General features: G+C 72.8%; 19 protein-coding genes, 1 tRNA gene, 1 pseudogene and 1 riboswitch. Of the genes and pseudogenes, 13 read left to right on the forward strand and 8 right to left on the reverse strand.

Features of this window, described 5'->3' with window-relative positions; translation table 11 throughout:
• The first annotated feature begins 281 nt into the window (after positions 1–281).
• Positions 282–444, forward strand: a riboswitch (cyclic di-AMP (ydaO/yuaA leader).
• A 4-nt stretch (positions 445–448) separates the two neighbouring features.
• The 3 genes from AC07A6_RS22460 (at position 449) to AC07A6_RS22470 (ending at position 3,764) form a co-directional block, all read left to right on the forward strand.
• Positions 449–1,453: a LysM peptidoglycan-binding domain-containing M23 family metallopeptidase gene (locus AC07A6_RS22460; RefSeq protein ID WP_478778247.1), complete on the forward strand. Its 1,005-nt coding sequence runs from the start codon at positions 449–451 to the stop codon at positions 1,451–1,453.
• Between the two features lie 163 nt (positions 1,454–1,616).
• The gene (locus AC07A6_RS22465; protein WP_362467080.1) at positions 1,617–2,402 is read left to right on the forward strand and encodes an SGNH/GDSL hydrolase family protein; all 786 of its coding nucleotides are present in this window, start codon (positions 1,617–1,619) and stop codon (positions 2,400–2,402) included.
• A 168-nt stretch (positions 2,403–2,570) separates the two neighbouring features.
• A complete protein-coding gene (locus AC07A6_RS22470; RefSeq protein ID WP_478778248.1) occupies positions 2,571–3,764 on the forward strand; it encodes an MBL fold metallo-hydrolase in 1,194 nt (397 codons plus the stop codon).
• 62 nt (positions 3,765–3,826) lie between these two features.
• On the opposite strand, the gene AC07A6_RS22475 is transcribed toward AC07A6_RS22470, so the two are convergent.
• On the reverse strand, positions 3,827–4,072 hold the full coding sequence (locus AC07A6_RS22475) for a hypothetical protein (RefSeq protein ID WP_478778249.1): 246 nt from the start codon (positions 4,070–4,072) through the stop codon (positions 3,827–3,829).
• On the opposite strand from AC07A6_RS22475, the pseudogene AC07A6_RS22480 reads away from it, so the two are divergent.
• From AC07A6_RS22480 to AC07A6_RS22505, 6 genes and pseudogenes are all read left to right on the forward strand, one after another.
• Positions 4,016–4,296, forward strand: a pseudogene (locus tag AC07A6_RS22480) (helix-turn-helix domain-containing protein); the annotation flags it as partial. The gene AC07A6_RS22475 and the pseudogene AC07A6_RS22480 sit on opposite strands and share 57 nt — an antisense overlap.
• Positions 4,297–4,558: 262 nt before the next feature.
• Positions 4,559–6,823, forward strand: a complete 2,265-nt coding sequence (locus AC07A6_RS22485; protein WP_478778250.1) for a sensor histidine kinase — start codon at positions 4,559–4,561, stop codon at positions 6,821–6,823.
• Between the two features lie 23 nt (positions 6,824–6,846).
• Positions 6,847–7,278, forward strand: coding sequence for a roadblock/LC7 domain-containing protein (locus AC07A6_RS22490; protein WP_362467099.1), 432 nt, complete (start codon positions 6,847–6,849; stop codon positions 7,276–7,278).
• Positions 7,275–7,712 (forward strand): DUF742 domain-containing protein, encoded by a 438-nt coding sequence (locus AC07A6_RS22495; protein ID WP_362467077.1) that lies wholly within the window; start codon positions 7,275–7,277, stop codon positions 7,710–7,712. The genes AC07A6_RS22490 and AC07A6_RS22495 overlap by 4 nt, the downstream gene beginning before the upstream one ends.
• Positions 7,690–8,310, forward strand: a complete 621-nt coding sequence (locus tag AC07A6_RS22500; RefSeq protein ID WP_362467076.1) for a GTP-binding protein — start codon at positions 7,690–7,692, stop codon at positions 8,308–8,310. The genes AC07A6_RS22495 and AC07A6_RS22500 overlap by 23 nt, the downstream gene beginning before the upstream one ends.
• A complete protein-coding gene (locus tag AC07A6_RS22505; protein ID WP_362467075.1) occupies positions 8,307–8,852 on the forward strand; it encodes a GAF domain-containing protein in 546 nt (181 codons plus the stop codon). The genes AC07A6_RS22500 and AC07A6_RS22505 overlap by 4 nt, the downstream gene beginning before the upstream one ends.
• Here the strand turns inward: AC07A6_RS22505 and AC07A6_RS22510 are convergent, their stop codons facing one another.
• Positions 8,853–9,749 (reverse strand): transketolase family protein, encoded by an 897-nt coding sequence (locus AC07A6_RS22510; protein WP_478778271.1) that lies wholly within the window; start codon positions 9,747–9,749, stop codon positions 8,853–8,855.
• 20 nt (positions 9,750–9,769) lie between these two features.
• Positions 9,770–10,471: a transketolase gene (locus tag AC07A6_RS22515; RefSeq protein ID WP_362467074.1), complete on the reverse strand. Its 702-nt coding sequence runs from the start codon at positions 10,469–10,471 to the stop codon at positions 9,770–9,772.
• A 136-nt stretch (positions 10,472–10,607) separates the two neighbouring features.
• On the opposite strand from AC07A6_RS22515, the gene AC07A6_RS22520 reads away from it, so the two are divergent.
• Together AC07A6_RS22520 and AC07A6_RS22525 are read left to right on the forward strand one after the other, a co-directional pair.
• Positions 10,608–10,684, forward strand: a tRNA-Pro gene (locus AC07A6_RS22520).
• 513 nt (positions 10,685–11,197) lie between these two features.
• Positions 11,198–12,253, forward strand: a complete 1,056-nt coding sequence (locus tag AC07A6_RS22525) for a terpene synthase family protein (RefSeq protein WP_478778251.1) — start codon at positions 11,198–11,200, stop codon at positions 12,251–12,253.
• 5 nt (positions 12,254–12,258) lie between these two features.
• On the opposite strand, the gene AC07A6_RS22530 is transcribed toward AC07A6_RS22525, so the two are convergent.
• The 3 genes from AC07A6_RS22530 to AC07A6_RS22540 form a co-directional block, all read right to left on the reverse strand.
• Complete coding sequence (locus AC07A6_RS22530) at positions 12,259–13,794, reverse strand: prenyltransferase/squalene oxidase repeat-containing protein (RefSeq protein WP_478778252.1); 1,536 nt, start codon at positions 13,792–13,794, stop codon at positions 12,259–12,261.
• Between the two features lie 50 nt (positions 13,795–13,844).
• Complete coding sequence (locus AC07A6_RS22535) at positions 13,845–15,248, reverse strand: cytochrome P450 (protein WP_478778253.1); 1,404 nt, start codon at positions 15,246–15,248, stop codon at positions 13,845–13,847.
• Between the two features lie 149 nt (positions 15,249–15,397).
• The gene (locus tag AC07A6_RS22540) at positions 15,398–16,507 is read right to left on the reverse strand and encodes a polyprenyl synthetase family protein (protein ID WP_478778254.1); all 1,110 of its coding nucleotides are present in this window, start codon (positions 16,505–16,507) and stop codon (positions 15,398–15,400) included.
• 696 nt (positions 16,508–17,203) lie between these two features.
• On the opposite strand from AC07A6_RS22540, the gene AC07A6_RS22545 reads away from it, so the two are divergent.
• Positions 17,204–18,715, forward strand: a complete 1,512-nt coding sequence (locus AC07A6_RS22545) for a multicopper oxidase family protein (protein WP_478778255.1) — start codon at positions 17,204–17,206, stop codon at positions 18,713–18,715.
• Positions 18,716–18,761: 46 nt separating this feature from the next.
• Here AC07A6_RS22545 and AC07A6_RS22550 read toward each other — a convergent pair whose 3' ends face one another.
• Together AC07A6_RS22550 and AC07A6_RS22555 are read right to left on the reverse strand one after the other, a co-directional pair.
• Positions 18,762–19,061, reverse strand: a complete 300-nt coding sequence (locus AC07A6_RS22550; protein ID WP_478778256.1) for a hypothetical protein — start codon at positions 19,059–19,061, stop codon at positions 18,762–18,764.
• A complete protein-coding gene (locus tag AC07A6_RS22555; RefSeq protein ID WP_386272802.1) occupies positions 19,058–19,633 on the reverse strand; it encodes an RNA polymerase sigma factor in 576 nt (191 codons plus the stop codon). The genes AC07A6_RS22550 and AC07A6_RS22555 overlap by 4 nt, the downstream gene beginning before the upstream one ends.
• Before the next feature lie 662 nt (positions 19,634–20,295).
• Here AC07A6_RS22555 and AC07A6_RS22560 point away from each other — a divergent pair.
• Positions 20,296–22,125, forward strand: coding sequence for an ABC transporter ATP-binding protein (locus AC07A6_RS22560; protein ID WP_362467070.1), 1,830 nt, complete (start codon positions 20,296–20,298; stop codon positions 22,123–22,125).
• Positions 22,126–22,225: the final 100 nt, after the last annotated feature.

Raw genomic sequence — 22,225 nt, forward strand, 5'->3', positions numbered from 1 at the left:
GTCCGGTTGGGAACAACTTGCCATATGTGGAGGCGAGATCGGGCCCGGCCCCGTGAGCCAGATCATACGGTGACCGTGCGTGCCTGATCGCCGGAACCGAATTGCCTTGTGAGAGCGGTTGTTGATGGTGCGGAATGGACGCAGGGTGACCGGAATTCCATTGATCCCCCATATCTGCGAATCCGTCAGGGAATTCGCGGCTTGTTGCCCGGCGCCCCGCTCGATTACCTTCGCGATCGATCCGGGTGGACCGCCTAATCCTGCCGCCGCCCGGGAACCGCACCCGACCATCGCGCGCGGCAGGAGCGGGGGAACCAGGTAGGCCGCTGTTCCGGATCATTTCCGGCGCAGCTAGGGGTGAAGCCGAACCCGTGCTCCGCACGTACGGCCGGACATCTCCAGTCCGAACCCGACAGCTCACCTCGCAGGCGCCGGAGAGGAATTCGCCATGCCCGGAAAGGGTAAGCACCGCCGTCCGAAGTCCCGTTCGATATCCCGCGGCTTCGCCGTCGCCGGAACCGGCGGAGCCGCCCTCGCGCTCCCGCTGATGGGTGCCGCCGCCGCCAACGCCGCCCCGGCCGCCGCCCCGGCGACGTCCGCGCCGGCGCAGAGCGCGCAGGCGCCGCAGGCCCCGCTCGCCGCCGCCCCCACCGCCGCGCCCACCGTGTACACGGTCGTGCCGGGCGACCACCTCTCCAAGATCGCCGCCGAGCGCCACATCGAGGGCGGCTGGCAGCAGCTGTACGCCGACAACCGCGAGGCCGTCGGCACCGACCCCTCCCTCATCCACCCGGGCCTGAAGCTGAACCTCGTCGGCGGCCAGGACGCGGCCCCCGCCCCGAAGGCCCCTGCGGCCCCGGTCGAGGGATCCTCCAGCGAGGCTCCGGCCGCGCCCGAGGGGCTGGGCGGCAAGGCCCCCGCCCCGAAGGCCGCGGGCAAGACCACCGCCGGCAAGCCCAGCCGCACCTCCGGCGGCGCGGCCGCCCAGGGCTCCGGCGCCGCCGCCAAGAGCGAGAAGGCCTCCGTGCCCGCCGCGCCCGCCGCCGCGTCCGGCTTCACCGCCCCCGTCACCGGCGGCGTCTCCACCCAGTACCGCATGAGCGGCGCCATGTGGTCCTCCGGCTACCACACCGGCGTCGACTTCATCGCGAGCACCGGCACCACCGTCCGGGCCGTCGGCGCGGGCACCGTGGTTTCCGCAGGCTGGGGCGGCGCGTACGGCAACGAGGTCGTCATCAAGCACGCCGACGGCAAGTACTCCCAGTACGCCCACCTCTCCTCGCTCTCCGTCTCCGTGGGCCAGAGCGTCACCGGCGGCCAGACCGTCGGCCTCTCCGGCGCGACCGGCAACGTGACCGGCCCGCACCTCCACTTCGAGATCCGCACCGGCCCGTCCTACGGCTCGGACGTCGACCCGCTCGCCTACCTCCGCTCGAAGGGCGTGAGCATCTGACGGCACCCGCCGTCGGCACGAGAACGCGCGCGGAGCCGGGACCCGAGGGGGGTCCCGGCCCCGCGTGTACTTATTCCTTATCCCCCGCGTGGTATAGATCACGGCCCGTCAACCCCTCATTACGTTGGCGTAGGTTGGTTGCCAAGGTGAAGGATGCTGTCCTGTGGCAGCGACGACGACGACACTGAAGACCATCGGCTCGTACGCGGCGATCGGGGACAGCTTCACCGAAGGCGTAGGGGACCCGGGACCCGGGGATTCCTACCTCGGCTGGGCGGACCGCCTCGCCGTGCTCCTGGCCGATCAGCGCGACGAGCACGACTTCCGGTACGCGAATCTGGCCGTGCGGGGCAAAGTACTCGACCAGATCGTGGCCGACCAGGTCCCGAGAGCCAAGGAACTCGCACCCGACCTCGTCACCTTCTGCGCGGGCGGCAACGACATCATCCGCCCCGGCAGCGACCCGGACGACGTCGCGGAGCGGTTCGAGGCGGCCCTCGCCGACCTCAAGGCCTCCGTGGGCCTCGTGATGATCACCACCGGCTTCGACACGCGGGGCGTGCCGGTCCTCAAGCACCTGCGCGGCAAGATCGCGACGTACAACGTCCACGTCCGCGCCATCGCCGACCGCTACGACTGCCCCGTGCTCGACCTGTGGTCCCTCAAGACCGTCCAGGACCGCCGGGCCTGGGACGGCGACCGGCTCCACCTCTCGCCCGAGGGCCACACCCGCGTCGCGCTGCGCGCCGCACAGGTCCTCGGCTACGAGGTGCCCGCCGACCCGGACCAGCCCTGGCCGCCCGTCCCGCCGCGCGGCTCGGTGGACGTGACCCGCGACAACATCCAGTGGGCGCGCGAGCACCTCGTCCCGTGGATCGGCCGCCGGCTGCGCGGCGAGTCCTCCGGTGACCACGTCGAGGCCAAGCGCCCGGACCTGCTGCCGCTGTAGCGGAAGCGCGGGGGAGGGGGAGCGGCGGACGGGCAGCGGCGGCCCGGCAGCGGGGTGACGGCCGCGGCGGCGGCCCGGACACCGCGCGGCGGAATCCTCCGGGGCCGGTGTGCGTTGGGATGGTCGTAGCACTCGACCGTCCCGTCCTGCACCTTCCCAGGAGGCGCCTTGACCGGCTCCCTTCCCCTGCGTCCCCGGCTGCGCGCCCTGCGGCCCGAAGCCTTCGGCGCGGACCCGTCCGGCGCACGGCTGGAGCGGATCCTGCGCTCGCCGAACTTCGCCGACGGCGTCTTCCAGAACCCGGTGGGGGCCCGGACCAGGCCTTCCGGATCCATGGCGGAGTTCGCCAAGATCTACTTCCACAAGGAGCAGCGGGCCCGCCGCAGCCCCGAAGCGCCGATCCCCGTCCACCCGACCACCCTCGCCGACCTGGCCAAGCCGCCGGCGAGCGGGCTCCGGCTGACCTGGATGGGCCACTCCAGCATCCTCGCGGAGATCGACGGCCGCCGCGTCCTCTTCGACCCCGTCTGGGGCGACCGGTGCTCCCCCTTCCCCTTCGCCGGGCCCAAGCGGCTCCACCCCGTCCCGGTGCCGCTGGCCTCGCTGGGCTCCGTCGACGTCGTCGTGATCTCCCACGACCACTACGACCACCTCGACCTCCCCACGATCAAGGCCCTGGCCCGCACGGACACGGTCTTCGCCGTCCCGCTCGGCGTCGGCGCGCACCTGGAGCGGTGGGGCGTCTCCCCGGACCGGCTGCGCGAGCTCGACTGGAACGAGTCGACCGAGGTCGCGGGCCTCACCCTCACCGCCACCCCCGCCCGGCACTTCTGCGGGCGCGGCCTGCGCAACCAGCAGTTCACCCTGTGGGCCTCCTGGGTCGTCAGCAGCGGAGAGCACCGGATCTTCCACAGCGGGGACACCGGCTACTTCCCGGGCTTCAAGGAGATCGGCGCCCAGCACGGCCCGTTCGACGCGACGATGATCCAGATCGGCGCCTACTCGGAGTACTGGCCCGACATCCACATGACCCCCGAGGAGGGCCTCCGGGCCCACCTCGACCTCCAGGGCGGCGCCCCGGCGGGCACGCTGCTGCCGATCCACTGGGGCACCTTCAACCTGGCCTTCCACGCCTGGGCCGAGCCCGCCGAGTGGACGCTCGACGCCGCCGAGGGCGCGGGCCAGCGCGTCGCCGCCCCGCGTCCCGGCGAGCCCTTCGAGCCCGCCGGCACGCTGCCCGTCGAGCCCTGGTGGCGCCCGGTCTCCACGCCCATCGCCCACCCCTGGCGCACCCCGGCGCCGGAGGGCCCGCCGCACAGCGGCACCCGGGCCGCGGACCTGGACCTCGCCGGGGAGCGGTGACGGGGGAGACGGGAACGGCCGTCGTGCGCACGGGGAACGTGCGCGCGACGGCCGTCGGCCTTCTACCGGGGCCGGAGGCGGGAGGCTGGGCCGGCCGGCAGCCGGCGTGAGAGCCGGTCCCGCCATCGCGGGACGTACGCGTCGACGCCCCGGGAGGCCGCGCACACCACCGCCCCGACCCTGACGAACCCGAAGGCCAGGATCCCGATCTGACGGACGATCAGGACGTGCAGGGCCGCCTGATCGCCGCGCTCGTCCACCCCGTCCTGACCCGCGACCGGGACGCCATGGCCGACCTCGTACGCCACACCCCGGCCCGCTCCGAGACGCCCGCGGCGGAGCCGTCCCCCTGCTCGACACGCTCACCGCGTACTTCGGTGCGGGCTGCAACGCCGCCGCGGCCGCGAGGCGGCTCAGGCTGGGCGTGCGCACCCTCACCTACCGCCTCGAACGCATCCACCGGCTCACCGGCGCCGACCCCGCCGGCCCGGAACACCGCTACGTGCTGCCGGGCGCCGTCATCGGCGCCCGGTGCCCGGCTCCTGGACCGGCCGCGCCAGGAGCTGTGAGCCCGGCAACCGCCCGGCGGCGCACGCCCCCGGACATGCGGGAGTACGCGCTCCCGGCGCATTCGGGCTGCCGTACGAGCGCTCCATCGGGAGCGGGAAGCACCCCGGTGAAGTTCCCCAACTGGGCAACAGCTGCGGGATCGTGCGGTCTAGCGTGGGTATCCGGTGATCAACACCGGGCCCCGCGACTCGCTGGGTGCCGGGCCCCACGTACCGAGGACGCCGATGTCCGGACTCCGCGCCGCCCGCCACTCCCCGTCGAGACACGCCGTCACGGGACCGGGCCGGCAGATACGCCCCCAGCTGATCCGCGCCGCCGTGCTGCCCACGCTCGCCGCCGGGCTCAGCGGCGCCGCCGCCGTCATGTTCACCCTCCACCTCGGCGGAGGCTCCGGAGCGCGCGACGACCGGCTCTGGCCGGTGCTCGCGGGCTGCGCCCTGCTCGCCGTCGGAGCGCTCGCGGCCGCCCTGCTCGGGGCCCAGCGCGCCGCCAAGGCCGTCCGGGACCGCTGCGAGGCACTGCGCCGCTCCAGCGTGCGCGGGCGCGAGGAACTGCGTACCGCCGCCGAGCGGCTCGAACGCGGGGAGGGCGCGGTCCGCCCCCTCCGCGGGGACCGGGGCGGCGCCCCGCCGGAGGGCGAGCAGCCCGGGGTGGACGAGTTCTGGCTGCTCGCACAGGAGCTGCGCGGAGCCCGGGACCAGGCACAGACCACCCTCGTACGGCTGGCCCTGCCGGCCGCGCCGACCGACAGCGACCGCAAGGTGGAGGTCTTCGTCAACCTCGCGCGCCGGCTTCAGTCGCTCGTGCACCGCGAGATCTCACTGCTCGACGGGCTGGAGGACACCGTCGAGGACCCCGACCTGCTGAAGGAGCTCTTCCACGTCGACCACCTCGCCACCCGGATCCGCCGGCACGCCGAGAACCTCGCGGTGCTGGGCGGTGCCGCCTCCCGGCGCCAGTGGACCCGGCCCATCGACCTGAGCGAAGTGCTGCGGTCCTCGGTGGCCGAGGTCGAGCAGTACACCCGGGTCAAGGTGGTGCCCCCGGCGGGCGGCACCGTCCGGGGCCACGCCGTCGCCGACGTGGTGCACCTGCTGGCCGAACTCGTCGAGAACGCCACGGTGTTCTCCGCCCCCGACACGGACGTGGTGGTGCGGGCCGAGCGGGTCACCGCCGGGATCGCCGTCGAGGTCGAGGACCGCGGGCTGGGCATGCCGGCGGAGGAGCAGCACCGGATGAACACCCTGCTGGCCGACCCCGACCAGGTGAGCGTCCGGCACCTGCTGGCCGACGGGCGGATCGGTCTGTTCGTCGTCTCGGCGCTGGCCCGGCGGCACGGCATCGCGGTCGAGCTGAAGTCCAACATCTACGGCGGGGTGCTGGCGGTCCTGGTGCTGCCCCAGGGCCTGCTGGGCGCGGAGGCCCCGGGCGCGGCCGACGCGGCGGGCGGCTCGCGGGCCACCTCGTGGGGCACCGTCTCCTGGCCGGACACCCTCCGCCCCGCGCCCCGCGAGCCCCTGGCCCCGGCGGCCCGGGCCCCGCGGCCGGGCCCGCCCGCGGAACCGGTGCCGATGCCGTACGCGGCCGCGGGCCGGCCCACGGATCCGGACCCGGATCCGGTGCCGTACCGCCCCGCAGGTGATGTCGGCGCCCCGGCCCCGGAGCCGGCCGCCCACCCGGGCCCGGAGCCGGCCCAGGCGCCGCTGCCGTACGCGTCGCAGGGCCGCCCCGCGGGCGATGCCGGCGCCCTGGCCCCGGCGCAGGCCGCCCACCCGGGCCCGGTCCAGGCGCCGGTGCCGTACGTGTCCGACGGCCGCCCCGCGGGTGGCGCCGGTGCCCCGGACGCGGCGCATGCCGCCGGGGCGGGCCGGGGTTTCTGGCAGGCGCCCGCAGGGGGCCCGGCATCCGCCCCGGCAGGGGGAGCGGCCCCGGCCGCCCTCCCGGAGCCGGCCGGGGGACTGGACGGCGTCCTCACCCCGGCCCTGCCACCGGCCCCGGCGCCGGGCTCCGAACCGGCCGGCGGCCCGCCGGCGGCGTGGGACGCGGACCCCGGACCCGGAACGGCCGTCGTGGCCCCGGGATCCCGCGGGTCGGTCTGGGCCTGGGGCCCCGCGGCCGAGGAGGCCCCCGACCCCGAGCCGGACCCGGCCTGGCCCCTGGACACCGGCACCGGCGTGGCGCCCGGCCTGGAGCCGGCCTGGCCCCGGCACCCCGGAGCCCCGGAACCGGCCCCGGCCGCACGGCCCGGCCCCGCCGCGGCCTGGGCGGCGGAGCCGCAGCCGCGCCGCGTCCCGCCGCAGAACCCCGCCCCCGAGGCGGCGCGACCGCCCCTGCCCCGGCGCCGCGCCCAGCAGCACCTCGCGCCCCAGCTGCGCGAGACCCCCGCCCCCCGGCGGACCGACGAAACCGAACAACCCGTGCACGACCCCGGCCTGATGGCCGCCTTCCAGCGGGGCTTCGGCCTCGCCCAGTCGGACGAACAGGCATGAACCCCAGCAAGGAGCACACCCCCATGGCCGGCGAACTGGCGACGAAGACAGGCAGCCTCTCCGATCTCGACTGGCTGCTCAGCGGTCTGGTCCAACGGGTCCCGTACACCCGCAGCGCGGTACTGCTCACCGCCGACGGACTCGTCACCTGCGTACACGGCATGGACTCCGACAGCGCCGACCACATGGCCGCCCTCGCCTCCGGCCTCTACTCCCTCGGCCGCAGCGCCGGCGCACGCTTCGGGGACGGGGCCGAGGTCCGGCAGGTGGTCGTGGAACTCGACACCGCGCTCGTCTTCGTCTCGGCGGCCGGCTCCGGCACCTGCCTGGCGGTGCTCGCTGACCGGGAGGCCGACGCAGGCGTGCTCGGCTACGAGATGGCGATGCTGGTCAAGAGCGTACGGCCGTACCTGGCGGCCCCGCCGCGCCGGCCCGTCGCCGACGCGGAGCGATGAGGGCCTGGGCGAGGGGGGTCCACGGTTTCCCGCCGGCCGGCTTCGCCACGGCCCGGGACACGCCCTGGCTGGACGACTCCGCCGGCCGGGTCATGCGCCCGTACACCGCCTGCGGCGGCCGGACCCGTCCCGCCGTCGCGCTCGACCTGCTGTCCCGCATGACCGCCACTGGTGTCCGCCCGGGCATCCCGCTCGGGGCCGAGCACACCCTCGCCCTGCGCGCGTGCGCCGGCGCGGCGACGGTGACGGTCGCCGAGGTGGCAGGGCAGCTGCGGCTCCCGGCCGTGGTGGTGAAGGTGCTGCTGTCCGACCTGATGGAGTACGGGGCCGTCATGGCACAGGCGCCCCGCTTCCCGACCGGCGGCGGCTCCTTCGCCGCCGACGACCTGTGCCTGCTGCGGGCGGTGCTCGATGGCCTTCGCCGACGGCTGTGAGACGGCCGCCCCGGCCCTGCCCGCGACCTTGAAGATCCTGGTCGCGGGCGGCTTCGGGGCGGGGAAGACCACCTTCGTGGGCGCGGTCAGCGAGATCGAGCCGCTGTGCACGGAGGAACTCCTGAGCGGGCTCGGCGAGGGCTCCGACCGGCTCGACGGGGTCACGTCCAAGACGGCCACGACCGTCGCCCTGGACTTCGGCCGCCTCACCCTGGACGACCGGCACGTCCTGTACCTCTTCGGCACGCCCGGACAGGAGCGCTTCTGGTTCCTGTGGGAGGAACTGTGCGCGGGAGCGCTCGGGGCGGTCGTCCTCGCCGACACCCGCCGGCTCGCCGACTGCTTCCCCGCCGTGGACTTCTTCGAACGGCGCGGGATCGGCTTCGTCGTCGCCGTCAACGAGTTCGACGGCGGCCACCGCTACACCTCCCAGGAGGTCCGCGACGCCGTCGGCCTGGACCCGGACGTACCCGTCGTCCGGTGCGACGCGCGCCTCACCCGCTCCGGTACGGGGACCCTGGCCGCCCTCGTCCACCACCTGCTGTCCACGGCCCGCCAGGGCCGCCCACCACACTCGGATCCGGGGGAACCGCCATGACCCACTACGAATCGACCGGCCACCTGCTGCTCACCCCCGTGGACCGGGAGGCGCCCGCGCGGGCCGTCCGGCTGCGCGAGATGGACCTCGGCGAGCGGGCCGACCCGGAACTCGACGACTTCGCGCGCCGGGTGGCCCGCACGCTGGAAGCCCCCTACGCGGGCGTCAACTTCGTCGGCGAGGAACGGCAGTTCTTCGCCGGCCTGCACCACGGCCCGGACGCCGCCGCCAGCGGCTACCCGGCCCGCGTACTGCCCCGGGACCACGGCTACTGCCCCCACGTCGTGGTGCGGCGGCGGGCCCTGGTCCTGGAGGACGTACGCGACTTCGCGCGCTTCGCGGGGAACGCGGTCGTCGACGAGAGCGGGGTGCGCTCCTACCTCGGCGCGCCCCTCACCGACCGGCGCGGCTTCGTCCTCGGCACCGTCTGCGCGGTGGACGTGGTGCCGAGGCGGTGGGGGACCCAGGGCCTGGCGACGGTCAAGGCCCTGGCCGCCGAGCTGGCGGAGCTGCTGTACGCCAGGCCCGGCCACCGGGGGTGATCAGCGCAGGAAGCCGGTGATCCGCTCCCGCAGGGAGCCGGCGTCCAGGCCGTGGGCGGCGGTGTGCTCGTCGATCGTGCCGTAGCGGCGCAGCTCGGCGCGCCCCACGCCCAGCGGCAGCACCCGGTGCGGGACGTCCACGAGGGACTGCGCGGCGGCCGCCGCCGAGGTGCCGGCGAGGTACGGCTCCACCAGCACCACGTCCGCCGCGGCCCGCCCGGCGGCGGCGCGCAGGGCCGCGTCGTCGAAGGGGCGCACGGTGGCCGCGTACAGGACGGTGACGTCGAGGCCCTCGGTCGCCGCGAGGACGTTGTCCAGCAGCGGCCCGACGGCCAGCACCACGCCCGCCCGCCCCTCCCGTACGGTCTGGAAGCGCAGGTCGCCCAGGGGGCGCGGGGCGGCGTTCGACTGCTGGGAGAGCCGGACGTACACCCGGTCGTCCCCGGCGGCGTAGGCGTGCCGCAGCAGCGCCTCCGCCTCGTCGGGGTGGCCGGGCACGTGGACGGTCCAGCCGTCGAGGGTGTCGAGCAGTGCCACGTCGCCGGGTGCCATGTGGGTGAAGCCGCCGGCGGGCCAGTCGTAGCTGGCGCTGGCGCTGACCAGCACCCCGCCCGTGCCCTGGTGTCCGAAGTCCAGCTTGACCTGCTCGAACGGCCGCTCGACGAGGAAGCTGGCGAAGGTGTGCAGCACGGGCCGCAGCCCGGTGAGGGCCAGCCCGCCGCCCACCCCGACGAGCAGCTGCTCCCGGATCCCGACGTTGATCACCCGGTCCGGGTGCCGCTCCTGGGCGGGCCGGAAGCCGTCCATGGAGATCTCGGCGAGCACGACTGCCAGCCGGGGGTCCTCGTCGAGCAGCCTCGACGTGACCGCGATGAACCTCTCCCGCATGGTGTCCATGACGTCCATGCCCCTTCCCCTCAGAACTTCTTCTCGACGCGGGCGACGACGGCGTGCGGCCGGCCCGGATGCGGTGTGGTGAAGGCGGCGTGCAGCGCCGCGTGGTCCCGCCCGTCCACGGTGACCGTGCTCCAGCCGGCCGCCTCGAAGCGGGAGGCGATCCCGCCGGGCCAGCCGTGGGTGGCGGAGTCGTTGTCGATCACCACGGTGTGCAGCGCCTCCAGCCCGGCCGAGCCGGCGTGGGCGATGGCCTCGTGGTTGCTGCCCTCGTCGAGCTCCGCGTCCCCGATCAGCACCCACACGGCGGCCTCGTCCAGCCCCTGGGCCCGCAGCCCGAGCGCGGTGCCGACGCCGAGCGGCAGCCCGTGCCCGAGCGAGCCGCTGGCGATCTCCACGCCGGGGATCAGGGTGCGGTCGGGGTGGTGGCCGAGCGGGGAGTCGTACGCCCCGAAGCCGGGCAGCCAGTCGACGGGGAAGAACCCCTTGGCGGCGAGCACGGCGTAGTAGGCCATCGGCCCGTGCCCCTTGGACAGCAGGAACCGGTCCCGCCCGGCGTCCCGCGCGTTCCCGGGCCCGACGCGCAGCACCCGGTCGTAGAGCACCCACAGCACGTCGAGGGTGGAAGTGGCGGCGGGCCCGTGCTTCTCGGCCCCTGTCATGAGCGCGATCAGCCGGTCCAGATCCTCGTAGCGGAGCCCGGTGTCCGCGGATGCCTGTGTCATGCACCAACCGTGCAACCTCAATCGCACTTGAGGTCAACTCCCGCCCGCGCCGAAAAGGTGCGCGCGACCACCCTCGGAAGTGCGGTATTGTTCTCGTGCCGGTCAGGCCAAGGGGAAACCCCAGGTCAGCAGGCATCGGGACGTGGCGCAGCTTGGTAGCGCACTTGACTGGGGGTCAAGGGGTCGCAGGTTCAAATCCTGTCGTCCCGACCATGCGGAAACGCAGGTCGGAGGCCGTTCTCTCATCCGTGGGAGGGCGGCCTTTCGTGCGTCCGGGGCCATGGCGGTCGCAATGTGGTCGCACGTCCAGCCCGTGGACGGCGCTGGTACGCATGGGGATCGCCTCCGGGAGGCGGAGCGGAGTGGGTGCTTCCAGCGTGCGGCCACAGGCGGCCACCTTGGAGTGTGGAGATGCGTGACCAGCACATTTCCCTTGTCGGGGTGCCAAGCCCCCGGCTCCGGAGACCAGCCGCAGATCCTTCGTGCAGGCACCGCGCCCATGCTGAGCAGGGGCTTGTCGGGCAGGAGTGATTGGTGGGGTGGTTTCGCTCGTGCGTGCGCTGGTGCGCCGGGGCGTGTGCTCTGGCGCGGTCGGGGTGGAGCCGCATCTGCTTGTGGCGAGGAAGCGGCTGGGGTTCAGGGCGGATGTGCCGGGGCCCGCCCGAACCGGATGCCGCGGTGGCAGACCGGGCGGCATGAATCGCGCACGACTGGCAAGGAGGTCAGATGGCCATTGAGGTCACGATTCCGAGGATCGACATCCCTTTCGCCCCCTCGCAGTCCAACCCCGTGGAAAACCAGCTCTACCCCGCCACGCTGGAGTGGGCCCGCAGCTTCGGCCTGGTGACGTCCGAAGCCGCTGCGGAACGGCTCCGGAGGTATCGCGTCGATCTGATCACTTCCTACTACGCTCCCACCGTCGATGACTTGCCGGACCTCCAGCTGTTCACCGACTGGATGACCTGGGCGGCCCTGTTCGAGGACCAGATCGACGAAGCCACCGCGGGTCTGCGTCCCGGCCTCCTGGCCCCGGTTTTGGACGAATGCCGCGCCGTCCTCCTCGACGACACCAGCGTTCGGATCCGGCCGAACCCGGCCACGACGGCATTGGCGGACCTCTGGCGGCGTGCTGGACGTGATACTTCGCCTCAGTGGCGCCGGCGCTTCTACGACCACATGTCGGAGGCGTTCCGCTGCCAGCTGCGCGCCTCGCTCCACCGTGCCGCTCAGACACCGATGGACGTGGCCACCTGCTTCGAGCTCCGCGGGAAGCTTGGCTGGGTCGCGTACGCGCACGACCTCCAGCACCACATCCACCGGGTCCGGCTCCCCGACACCGTGTTCTGCAGCACCACCTATCAGACCCTGCTGTGGAGCGCGGCCGACGTCATCATGTGGACCAACGACCTCGTCTCCTACCCCAAGGAGGCGGCTTCCGGGGAGATGAGCAATCTGGCGCTCGCCCTCCAGGCCGAGCGCGGCCTGGCTCCCCAGCAGGCGGTGGACCACGTCCACGGCCTGATCTCCCACAGGATCCAGGACTTCCTCAAAGCCGACCGGGAACTGCCCGACCTGGTCCGTGCACTGCGGCTTTCCGACGAAGCCCGGATCGCCGCCGAGCACTGCCTCGTCCACATGCGCACGCTGGTCCGCGGAACTCATGACTGGCACGTGAACTGCGAGCGGTACCGCCCCGGGGCCGACGCCACGGCGGACCAGCACGCTTTCGACGACCTCTTCGGTGTCTCCCCTGACGATGCGCACGGCCCAGCGGCACCGTGATCGGGTCAGGTCACGTCACGTCCTGCCCGGCTGGCGCTCCGGGTCTCGTGACCGTTTCCGGTCGCGTGTCCGGCGTGCACGACGGCGGTGTGCTGCAGTACGGGTACCAGGGGGCGCAGGCAGTACAGCGTCTTGCCGAGCCAGAGGGCCGCTTCCTGCGGCTGGTGGGTGGTGAGATAGGTGTGGGCGACCCCGAGCGCGTCGGTGACCCGGGCGGCGTACGTGTGGGCGTGGCTGTGCGCTGCGGTTGCGAGGCCGTGGACGGCGTATGCGGTTTCCTCGGCCGTGGAGCCGTGCGGCCCCCACCCGCCGTCCGGGTTCTGCGTGGCCAGCAGGCTCTCCACGGCCCGTGAGCACAGGGGAGCCGCCAGCGGGTGGTCCATCGCCGCCGTGACGCGGGCCAGTTCACCGTGTGCGTAGGCCGGGGACAGGTGCCACTTGCACAGGGTCCGGCCCTCGCCGACGGCCCGGGTCAGCCAGCGCAGAAGCTGTGCCAGACGGTCGGCGCGCCCGTCAAGGGCGAGCACGGCTGCGACGTGGATGTTGGTGGTGACCGAGGCGTCGTGCTCGAACAGGAAGGTGCGGTAGTACCCCTGGGACGGATCGAACAACGGGTCGAGGCACGAGGAGTCGGGAGCCTGGCGGCCCGTGATGCTCGCGGCCAGCATGGCGCAGGCCGTGCTGTCGGCGTCGCCGGGGATGGTGAGCCCGCCGCCCAGGGTGCTGACGGTGCAGAGCAGGCCGGACGGGTGGTGCAGATCCTTGACCAGCGCGTCCAGCGCTGCCGGACCGGGGCTGGGCACGGTTCCTGCGGCGTGCTCGAAGATCACCGTCCACGCGGTGGTGAAGTGGGGAACCCAGTCCAGGTAGCCGACCGGGACGGGGCAGGTGTGAAGGTAGTGCCTCAGCCGTTTGACGCGCTCGGATTCCAGGCTCTTGCCACGGCGTTCCACTTCGAGGAGGAAGAGCGCCGAGGCGGCAGGCGCGTTGGATAGGGAGCCGTTGGGGACCTGAAAGGCCTCCAGGAACGTTTCGGCGTCGATGGCTTCGTCGCCGAAGACGCGTTCGGCGCAGTAGCCGGCGATGGACCGGTCCGGGTCGAGGAAGCGGTCCCAGGATCTCATCCGGCTCCACTTGGCGCGCTCGCGGTCGATGACGGCCCGTACGGGTCCGGGGTGCCGGGGTAACGGCCAGCCGCGGTTGGCGCAGAACCGGTCCAGGGCGTCCACCAGACCGCCGAAGGTCAGGGTTTCCAGTACGCCGGTGGGAGCCGGGGGAACGAGTCCGGCCAGTGCCGACAGAGCGGGCTCGGACAGGGAGTACCGGCCGGCGTTGTGCAGCGCGAGCGCGGCGGCGTAGGTCGACAGGTACGCGTCGTACCAGTTGGCCTCGGGGGAAGCCCCCCAGGTGAAGGGGGTCGTGCGGTGATCGGTGAGCCACTGCAGGCAGGCGGGCTGCTGCGGGCCGTCGACGAAGGACACCACGGCGACGTCGTACACCGAGGCCGACAACTGGTCCGGCTGAAGCAACGTATCTGCCATGAGTCCTCCAGGGTCGGTTCGGGGGATGTACTGGGCGCACGGGCGCGGAATCAGCCTGCCTTCGGTCCGTCGATGCCGCTGCCGCCGGCCGGCCGGGCACCGGTGCCGGCAGCCGATCGGGCGATGGCGCGCATCCGCAGCCCGCCGGGGGCGAGGACGGCGCCGATGGTGGGGCGCACGCGCGCACCGGGTAGGGGCTGCAGGCGCCACCGGGCGGCGATGGTGGCCAGGGCGATCACGGTCAGGTTCATGGAGAAGCGGTCGCCGATGCACTTGCGGGCGCCTCCCGTGAAGGGGATGAACGCCTCGCGTCGGGGCGGGTTGGGGTGGTCGGGGGCCCATCGGTCGGGGTCGAAGCGGTCGGGGCCGGGATACAGGTCGGCCCGGTGGTGGAGGAGGTAGGGGCTGTAGACGATGGGGGTCCCGGCGGGGACCGGGTGCTGTCCGAGGTGGGTGTCGACGGTGCAGGCACGGGTGAGGATCCAGCCCGGAGGCCACATGCGGAGTGTCTCGGTGAGGATGCGGCTGGTCAGCTCCAGCTGGGGCAGGTCTGCGTGGGTGGCCGGGCGGCCGTCGAGGACAGCGTCGACCTCGGCGTGCAGGCGCTTCTCGATCTCGGGGTGCTGTCCCAGCATGTGCAGTGCCCACGACAGGGTGGCCGCGGCCGTGTCCGTCCCACCGATGAAGAACGTGACGACCTGATCAGTGATTTCGGCGTCGGTCAGTTGCTGCTCGGCCGGCCCGGATTCGCTGTCGTGGGCCGTCACGAACATGGACAGCAGGTCGCCGTGGTCGACACGGGTGGCCCGGCGTTCGGTGACGATGGGGCGCAGGGCATGGGTCAGGCGGTCCAGCGCCTGGTGGAAGCGGCGGTTGCTGGGGATGGGCAGCCGGTCCAGCGGCGGCGGTGTCGCCATCCGTACCACGATGTTCTTGGCGACGGTGTTGAGGTCGTCGATCGCCTGCGTGAGTACTCCGGGCGGCGCCGTGGTGGAGAACATCGTGTCGATCGTGATGCGTGCCGTGAGCTGCTGCATGACCGCGAACACGTCGAGGGCCTGCCCGTGTTGCCAGGATCCGGCTGCCTCGGCTGCCCGGTCGGTTACGGCCCGGGCGTAGCCGGGGAGCCGGGCGGGGTGGAAGGCGGGCTGGAGCAGGCGCCGTTGACGGCGGTGCTCGCTGTGGGGGCAGGACACGACCCCGTTGCCGGTGACCTCCCGGACGCGGTCGGCGAAGGGTCCGCCCTTGTCGAAGGTCCGGTCGTCGCGCAGGACCTCGCTGGTGAGGACCGGGTCGCAGACCACGAGCGTCTCCACCGGGCCGAGACGGACCCGTACGAGGTCTCCCTCCTCGGGCAGCCGGGTGAGGAACCGGAGGGGGTCGCGGACCAAGGGCAGGAGGTGGCCCAGCAGCGGCAGTCCCCCGGCCGCGGCGGGGATCGGATTGTTCTTCACGTTGGCTCCCTGTTGACCGCCCTGTCGGTCCCGTCATCACAAGGCGAAAGTTTGGTGACGGCGATTGTGTGGTGCAGGACGCCCTCCGCTCCGAGGCAAAGAGCTCAGACGGCGCGCTCAGATGGCGGGCTCCGATGGCGGAGCCGGGTTCATGAGTTCCTTGCCGTGGCGGTGTCGACGAGTTGACGCAGCTCAGCGATGGCGTGGGTCGGGAAGGGCGCGGTCTCCAACGCGTGGAGAGCCCGCGTCCGCAGAGTGCCGATCATGCTTTCCACTGCGCTCCGGGCGCCGGTGGCCGTGAGTACCTGGCGGATGCGCTCGGCTCCGGTCTCGTCGAGGCAGGGGCTTCCCAGCAGGGCGTGCAGGATGCGTCGCTGAGGGGGATCGGCGCGGCGGAGTGCCAGGGCGACCAGCACGGTGTGCTTGCCGTCGCGTAGATCGTCCAGGGACGGCTTGCCGGTCACCTGCGGGGTGCCGAAAACGCCGAGGAGGTCATCGCGCAGCTGGAAGGCCTCGCCGACGGGCAGAGCGTAGGCACTCAGCGTCTCAAGGACCGCGAGCGGTGCACCGGCGAGCGCGGCGCCGATGTGCAGGGGGCGCTCCACGGTGTATTTGGCGGTCTTGTACCGGGCGATGCGCAGCGCCGGCTCCACGTCCCTGGTGGGGCGGCCGGCGGCGGTGACGTCCAGGTACTGGCCGTACATCACCTCGCTGCGCATGTCGTCGATGAGCGGTAACACCGCGTTGAGCTGAGAGGGCGTGAGGCCGGCGGTGTGCAGGAGTTCGTTCGAGTAGGCCAGCGCCAGGTCGCCGACGAGGATGGCGCCGCTGGCCCCGACGCGCTGGGCAGCCACAGCACTACGACCGTGTTCGTGGCGCTGTGCGAGGCGGCGGTGGACGGTGGGGGCACCGCGGCGGCTGCCGCTGTCGTCCATGACGTCGTCGTGGATGAGGCAGAAGGTGTGGAACATCTCCAGCGATGCTGCAGTCCTCATCACCGGGACTGGGGCGCCGTGACCTCCAGCGGCCTGCCAGCCGGTCACACACAGCAGGGGACGCAGATGTTTCCCTCCGGCGGCGACGAAGTCGCGCAGGCACTCGGTCACCTCGGCCGGCATGCACAGGCTCGTGGCCGTACGAGCCTTGCGCTCCAGGAACGTGTCGAGCACGCCGGCGACCTGTCTTCGCAGCACAGCCGCCTCCGGCAGCACGGTCGTCACCGAGCGCTGCTGTTGGATACCGCGCGCGTGGTACGTCACGTGACGAGCCCCTTCCGTGAACGGGAGCCGGCCCCAGGCGACGCCGCTGGTCTGCGACGCATAAGGATTTCTGCACGCTCACAGCAAAAACGAGCACCCATGCGGCGAACAGGCGACACAAGGGGCGCATGAGCGCACTCCTGGGGCGGTCTGCAAGAGCGGCGCGGCGCGGCCAGGCGGCAGGACGTCGCGCTGATGCGGAAGCCCCGACGGCCGGTGATGGCGGTTGGCCAGTGTTCGACAACGGCGGGGTGCAGAGTCCGGCCATGCGCGTCCTGCGCCTGGTCGGTTCGCTGCTGCCTTCCGACGCTGCGGAGCGCGACGGCAACGGCGTAGGCTGACAGGTGGGCGTCGAACCAGCGCAAGCGTGCAAGCGGGCCCCGTACGTGCGTCGTGTGCGTCAGCAGCCAGTCCACGCAGGCTGTTTGCCAGGGCCCGGGGACCAGGGACACCGTGGCGGTGTCGTACAGCGACGGGGACAGGTCGACGGCTTGTGCGAGCTCGTTCCGGTTGCGGCCCGACGCAGCCATCTGGGGGTCAAGGGGTCGCAGGTTCGAATCCTGTCGTCCCGACCATGCGGAAACGCAGGTCGGAGGCCGTTCTCTCATCCGTGGGAGGGCGGCCTTTCGTGCGTCCGGGGCCGGCTGACTGTGTGGGATATCCGGAATGCAATGGTGTGCGCCCTATGGTGCTCGGGTGAGACGTCGCGCATTCCTGCTGCTGGCAGCGGCCACCGGTGTCCAGGGGTGCGGATCCGCGTCGGGCCGTTCCGGCCGCACCGACGGGCCGACGACCGGACCGCCGACGGAAGGCGGCACCCGCGTCCCGGCCAACCCGCTGCGGATCCCGCCCCTGCTGGAGCCCGTGGTCGACGGGGCCGGGGTGAAGGCCTTCACCCTGACGGCGCAGCGCGGCAAGACCGAGTTCCTGCCCGGCGAACCGGCCCCGACCTGGGGGTTCAACGGTTCCTACCTGGGGCCGACGCTGAGGGCCTCGCGCGGGGACCGCGTCCGGGTGAACATCGTCAACCGCATCGGTGAGGACACCACCGTCCACTGGCACGGCATGCGGGTGCCGGCCCTGATGGACGGCGGACCCCAGCAGATCATCGCCCCGGACGCCACCTGGTCCCCGCACTGGACCGTCGACCAGCCCGCGGCCACCACCTGGTACCACCCCCACCCCCACGGCTACACCGTCCAGCACGTGTACCGGGGCCTGGCCGGGATGTTCCTGCTCGACGACCCCCAGGCGCAGGCCCTGGACCTGCCCGGGACCTACGGCGTCGACGACTTCCCCCTGATCGTCCAGGACAAGGTCGTCAACGACGACGGCACCCTGTCGGAGAAGAGGCTCGACGACTCGGTGTTCTTCCTCGGCGACCGGATCCTCGTCAACGGCACCCTCGACCCCCACCTGGAAGTCGGCTCCCAGCGGGTGCGGCTGAGGATCCTCAACGCCTCCAACTCCCGGCTCTTCCACATCGGTTTCGCCGACGGCCGCGCGTTCCAGGTCGTCGGCGCCGACGCCGGCCTGCTCCCGGTGCCGGCCCGGGTGGACCGGATCTCGCTGAGCCCGGCCGAACGCGCCGAGATCGTCGTCGCCTTCTCCCCGGGCGAGAGCGTCGTCCTGCGCAGCTCCGGCGGCCGGGACCCCATCGACAAGGGGGACTTCGACCTGCTGAGGATCACCGCCGCCGAGCGGCTGCGCCCGTCACCCGAGGTGCCGGACCGCCTGGCGGCGACGCCGCCGATCGATGTGCCCCCCGGGGCCCGGGTCCGCGTCTTCCGCCTCGACGGGGACGACGAGATCAACGGCCGCGACTACGACATGGCCCGTATCGACGAGGTCGTACCGGCCGGGGCCAGGGAGATCTGGGAGGTCGAAGCCCGGGACCACGCGCACAACTTCCACATCCACGAAGTCGCCCTCCGGGTCCTCGACATCGACGGCAGGCCGCCTCCGCAGTGGTACCAGTCGCAGAAGGACACCGTCTTCCTGCCCGCGAAGTCCAGGGCCAGGCTCGCCGTGGAGTTCGGGCACTTCGCCGATCCGGAGACGCCCTACATGTTCCACTGCCACATCCTGCGCCACGAGGACCGCGGCATGATGGGCCAGTTCGTGATCGTCGAACCCGGCACGGAAGACCGGGTCCCCCGCACCCTTCCGACGGCGCACGACGGCACGCACGGCAGCACGCGCGGCTGACGGCGCAAGGCCTTCGTCCGCCGTACGGGCGCGGGGCCGGCCCGGGTCACCCGCCGGCGGTGTCCGCCGGGTCCGCCCGGGTGAGGGTGCAGGTGCCGTTCGCGCACGCGCGTCGGAGGCGGCCGCGGGAGACGGTCTGGGCCAGGCCGACCATCCAGCAGGTCGGGCAGCCGCGGAAGGCGATCAGGGACAGCGGGGCCGCCAGCAGCGCGGCCGGGCCGGCCGTGGGGACCAGGGCGATCGAGCCGATGATCAGGCCGAAGCCGAGGGCGCCCCGCGCCAGGTGGCGCGGGACGGAACTGCTGGCGAAGTCCGGCCGTGCGGGCTTGGTGGTCGTGGTCGTCATGGCCGTGGGTCTCCTGCCCCTGGGTGGGTGGTCTGTGCCAGCGAGAGCCGCAGCGTCGCGCGGGCCCTGTGCAGGCGGGACTTCATCGCGGCGGTGCTCAGGCCCAGCGCGTCCGCCACGGCCTTGCCGGGCAGGCCCTGCACGTCCCGCATGATCAGGACCTGCCGCTGGTCCCGGGGGAGGGCGCTCACCGCCGCCGCGATCCGCTCCGCCTCCAGCCCGCGCAGCACCGCCTCCTCGGCGGACGGTTGCGCCGAGGTGTCCGGGGCGTCCGGGCCGTCGTCGTTCCGCGGGACGAGCAGCCGTACCTGGCGCAGGCACTCGTTGCGCACGATGCGGAACATCCACGAGGCGAGCGCGCCCGTGGCCCGCAGGGTGCCGATCTTCCGGTAGAGGATGATCAGCGCCTCCTGCGCGGCGTCCTCCGCGTCCTGCGGCGAGGAGCACAGCGAGAGGGCGAACTTGCGTACGTGGGGCTGCGATTCCAGGACGACGGCGGTGAGGGAGGTGACGTCACCGTCCTGGGCGGCCTTGATCAGCCGGTCGTCCGGCCAGGCGAAGCGTTGTCTCATGTGCTGCTCGTCTCCGACGGGTGCGGGTGCCTCGGGGTGCGTTCGGTGCTCAGCCGCGGCTCTTGAAGCGCCGCAGCAGGTGCCAGGAGCAGGCGCCGACGAGCAGGGCTCCGACGACTGCGAGGGCGGTGATCAGCATGGGGGTTCCTCCGTGGCGCGTGGTGTGTCTGTCCGGTGGGTTCGTACGCGGATAAGAGGCGGAGAGGTGCCCAGAGGATTCGCCTCCGGCCGAAGTTTCTTCCGCGGGTCCCGGTTCTGCGCGGTACGGAGGGCGCAGGGGCGCAGGGCCCTCGCGTACCGAACACCGCGATCGGTACGCGAGGGCCTCCTGCCGGACCTCCCGTGGCGGCGAGAGCCGCTCGACCGCACGGGAGCGGCGGCGCGGGCGGCTGTGGCCCGCGCGGGCCACAGTCTCTCATTCAAGAGGGGAATGCGCCACCATGGCCAGTATCTGCCAGGCTTGATGCGCTCTTGCTCGCGCTTCTGCGTGAACGTGAAAGTGTGCATGCTGGCGCCGGGGCCGGCGCGGGCGGTCCCGGGCGGCAGCGGTGCAGACGCCATCCGATCGGCGGAAAGACGGAGAAAACGCTTGGACGGGGCGAGCGGCCCTGCGGAACACTGCGACTCCTGTCCTGCCACCGCTCACACCGCACAGGATCGGTATGGGATCTTCCCAAGCACACCAAAGTCCGCCGGGCAGGGGCCCGGTACTCCTCGCACTGCGCCACTACGGACGGGAGCTCTTCCGGCTCCGCCGCCTGGCCGCACCCGCCATGCTGCTCCCGGCGCTGGGCAACATCGGCATCAACTACGTCGCACCGCTGGTCGTCGCCAAGCTCGTCGGCCGGATCGCGGACGACCCCGGCGCCGTCGCCTCGGGCATCGGCCCGGTCCTGCCCTACGTCCTCGGGTTCGCCGGCGCCCTGCTGCTGTCCGAAGCGCTGTGGCGCCTCGGGCTGCACTGCCTCAACCGGCTCGACGCCCTCGGCGTCGAGCGGCTCTACGTCCTCGGGATGGACGAACTGTTCGCCCAGGACGCCGCGTTCTTCCACGACAACTTCGCCGGCTCGCTCACCAAGCGGGTGCTGAGCTTCGCCTCCCGCTTCGAGGAGTTCGTCGACACCCTGACCTTCCAGATCGTCGGCAAGTTCGTGCCCCTGATCTTCGGCTCGGTGGTGCTGTGGCAGTACGAACCACTGCTCGTCGTCGGCCTGTTGGCGATGATCGCGGTCACCGGGCTGCTCGTGACACCGCTGATCCGCCGCCGGCAGCGGCTCGTCGACGAGCGCGAGGCGGCCATCGCCCGCGTCTCGGGCCACGTCGCCGACAGCCTGATGAACATGGACACGGTCCGGGCCTTCGCCGCCGAGGAACGCGAGGCCGCCGAGCACCGCTCGCGGGTCGCCGAGTCGCGGCGGCTCATGCTGCGGTCGTGGGACTACGGCAACCTGCGCATCGACACGATCGTCGCCCCCATGTCCGTACTGACCAACGCCCTCGGCCTGCTGGTCGCCGTCGGGCTCGCCGCACGCGGGCACGGCGTGGAGACGGTCGTCGTCGCCTTCACCTACTACGGCAACGCCACCCGGATCATGTTCGAGTTCAACCAGATCTACCGCCGCCTGGAGAGCTCGATGACGGAGGCCGCGCAGTTCACCGCACTGCTGCTGACCCCGCCGACCGTCCTCGACCCGGAGCCCCCGGAGCCGCTGCTGTCCCAGGGCGCGGAAGTGTGCTTCGAGAAGGTCGACTTCGCCCACGCGGGCGGGGAACCCCTCTTCACCGGGCTCGACCTGGCCGTGCCCAGCGGGACGAAGATCGGCCTCGTCGGCCGGTCCGGCGGCGGCAAGACCACCCTCACCCGGCTGCTGCTGCGGATGACCGACATCGACGGAGGGCGGATCACGGTCGGCGGACAGGACATCAGCCGGCTCGCCCAGTCAGACCTGCGCGGCCTGATGGCGTACGTACCGCAGGAGCCGGCGATGTTCCACCGCACCCTGCGCGAGAACATCGCCTTCGCCCGCCCGGGCGCCACCGAGGCCGAGATCCGGCGGGCCGCCGAGGCGGCGCACGTGACGGAGTTCGCCGACGCCCTGCCGGACGGCTTCGACACCATGGTGGGGGAGCGCGGGGTGAAGCTCTCCGGCGGACAGCGCCAGCGGGTCGCCCTGGCCCGGGCGATCCTGCGGGACGCCCCGATCCTGCTGCTCGACGAGGCCACCAGCGCCCTCGACTCCGAGAGCGAGATCCTCGTCCAGGACGCCCTCTGGCGGCTCATGGAAGGGCGGACGGCGCTCGTCGTCGCGCACCGTCTCAGCACCGTCGCCACCATGGACCGGCTCGTCGTCCTCGACCGCGGCCGGATCGTCGAGCAGGGCACCCACCAGGAACTGCTCGACGCGGAAGGCGCCTACGCGAAGCTGTGGCAGCACCAGTCGGGCGGCTTCCTCGACGAGACCCCCACGGCCGGAGCCGACCTGCGCCCGTGACCCGTGCCCGCCCCAGCGGCAGGGGCAGCCACGACGAGAGGGGGGGAGGGGGGGGGAGGGGGGGGGGGGGGGGGGAGGGAGGGAGAAGAGTGAGGCAGCC

It is taken from the genome of Streptomyces sp. NPDC044002 (genome assembly GCF_056434525.1).

Coding starts and splice junctions, on each gene's coding strand:
- AC07A6_RS22530 (WP_478778252.1), bottom strand. CDS start 13,794: ATGGCAGATACGTTGCTTCAGCCGGACCAGTTGTCGGCCTCGGTGTAC.
- AC07A6_RS22510 (WP_478778271.1), bottom strand. CDS start 9,749: ATGGACACCATGCGGGAGAGGTTCATCGCGGTCACGTCGAGGCTGCTC.
- AC07A6_RS22485 (WP_478778250.1), top strand. CDS start 4,559: ATGTCCGGACTCCGCGCCGCCCGCCACTCCCCGTCGAGACACGCCGTC.
- AC07A6_RS22560 (WP_362467070.1), top strand. CDS start 20,296: ATGGGATCTTCCCAAGCACACCAAAGTCCGCCGGGCAGGGGCCCGGTA.
- AC07A6_RS22460 (WP_478778247.1), top strand. CDS start 449: ATGCCCGGAAAGGGTAAGCACCGCCGTCCGAAGTCCCGTTCGATATCC.
- AC07A6_RS22490 (WP_362467099.1), top strand. CDS start 6,847: ATGGCCGGCGAACTGGCGACGAAGACAGGCAGCCTCTCCGATCTCGAC.
- AC07A6_RS22495 (WP_362467077.1), top strand. CDS start 7,275: ATGAGGGCCTGGGCGAGGGGGGTCCACGGTTTCCCGCCGGCCGGCTTC.
- AC07A6_RS22515 (WP_362467074.1), bottom strand. CDS start 10,471: ATGACACAGGCATCCGCGGACACCGGGCTCCGCTACGAGGATCTGGAC.
- AC07A6_RS22550 (WP_478778256.1), bottom strand. CDS start 19,061: ATGACGACCACGACCACCAAGCCCGCACGGCCGGACTTCGCCAGCAGT.
- AC07A6_RS22505 (WP_362467075.1), top strand. CDS start 8,307: ATGACCCACTACGAATCGACCGGCCACCTGCTGCTCACCCCCGTGGAC.
- AC07A6_RS22500 (WP_362467076.1), top strand. CDS start 7,690: ATGGCCTTCGCCGACGGCTGTGAGACGGCCGCCCCGGCCCTGCCCGCG.
- AC07A6_RS22555 (WP_386272802.1), bottom strand. CDS start 19,633: ATGAGACAACGCTTCGCCTGGCCGGACGACCGGCTGATCAAGGCCGCC.
- AC07A6_RS22525 (WP_478778251.1), top strand. CDS start 11,198: ATGGCCATTGAGGTCACGATTCCGAGGATCGACATCCCTTTCGCCCCC.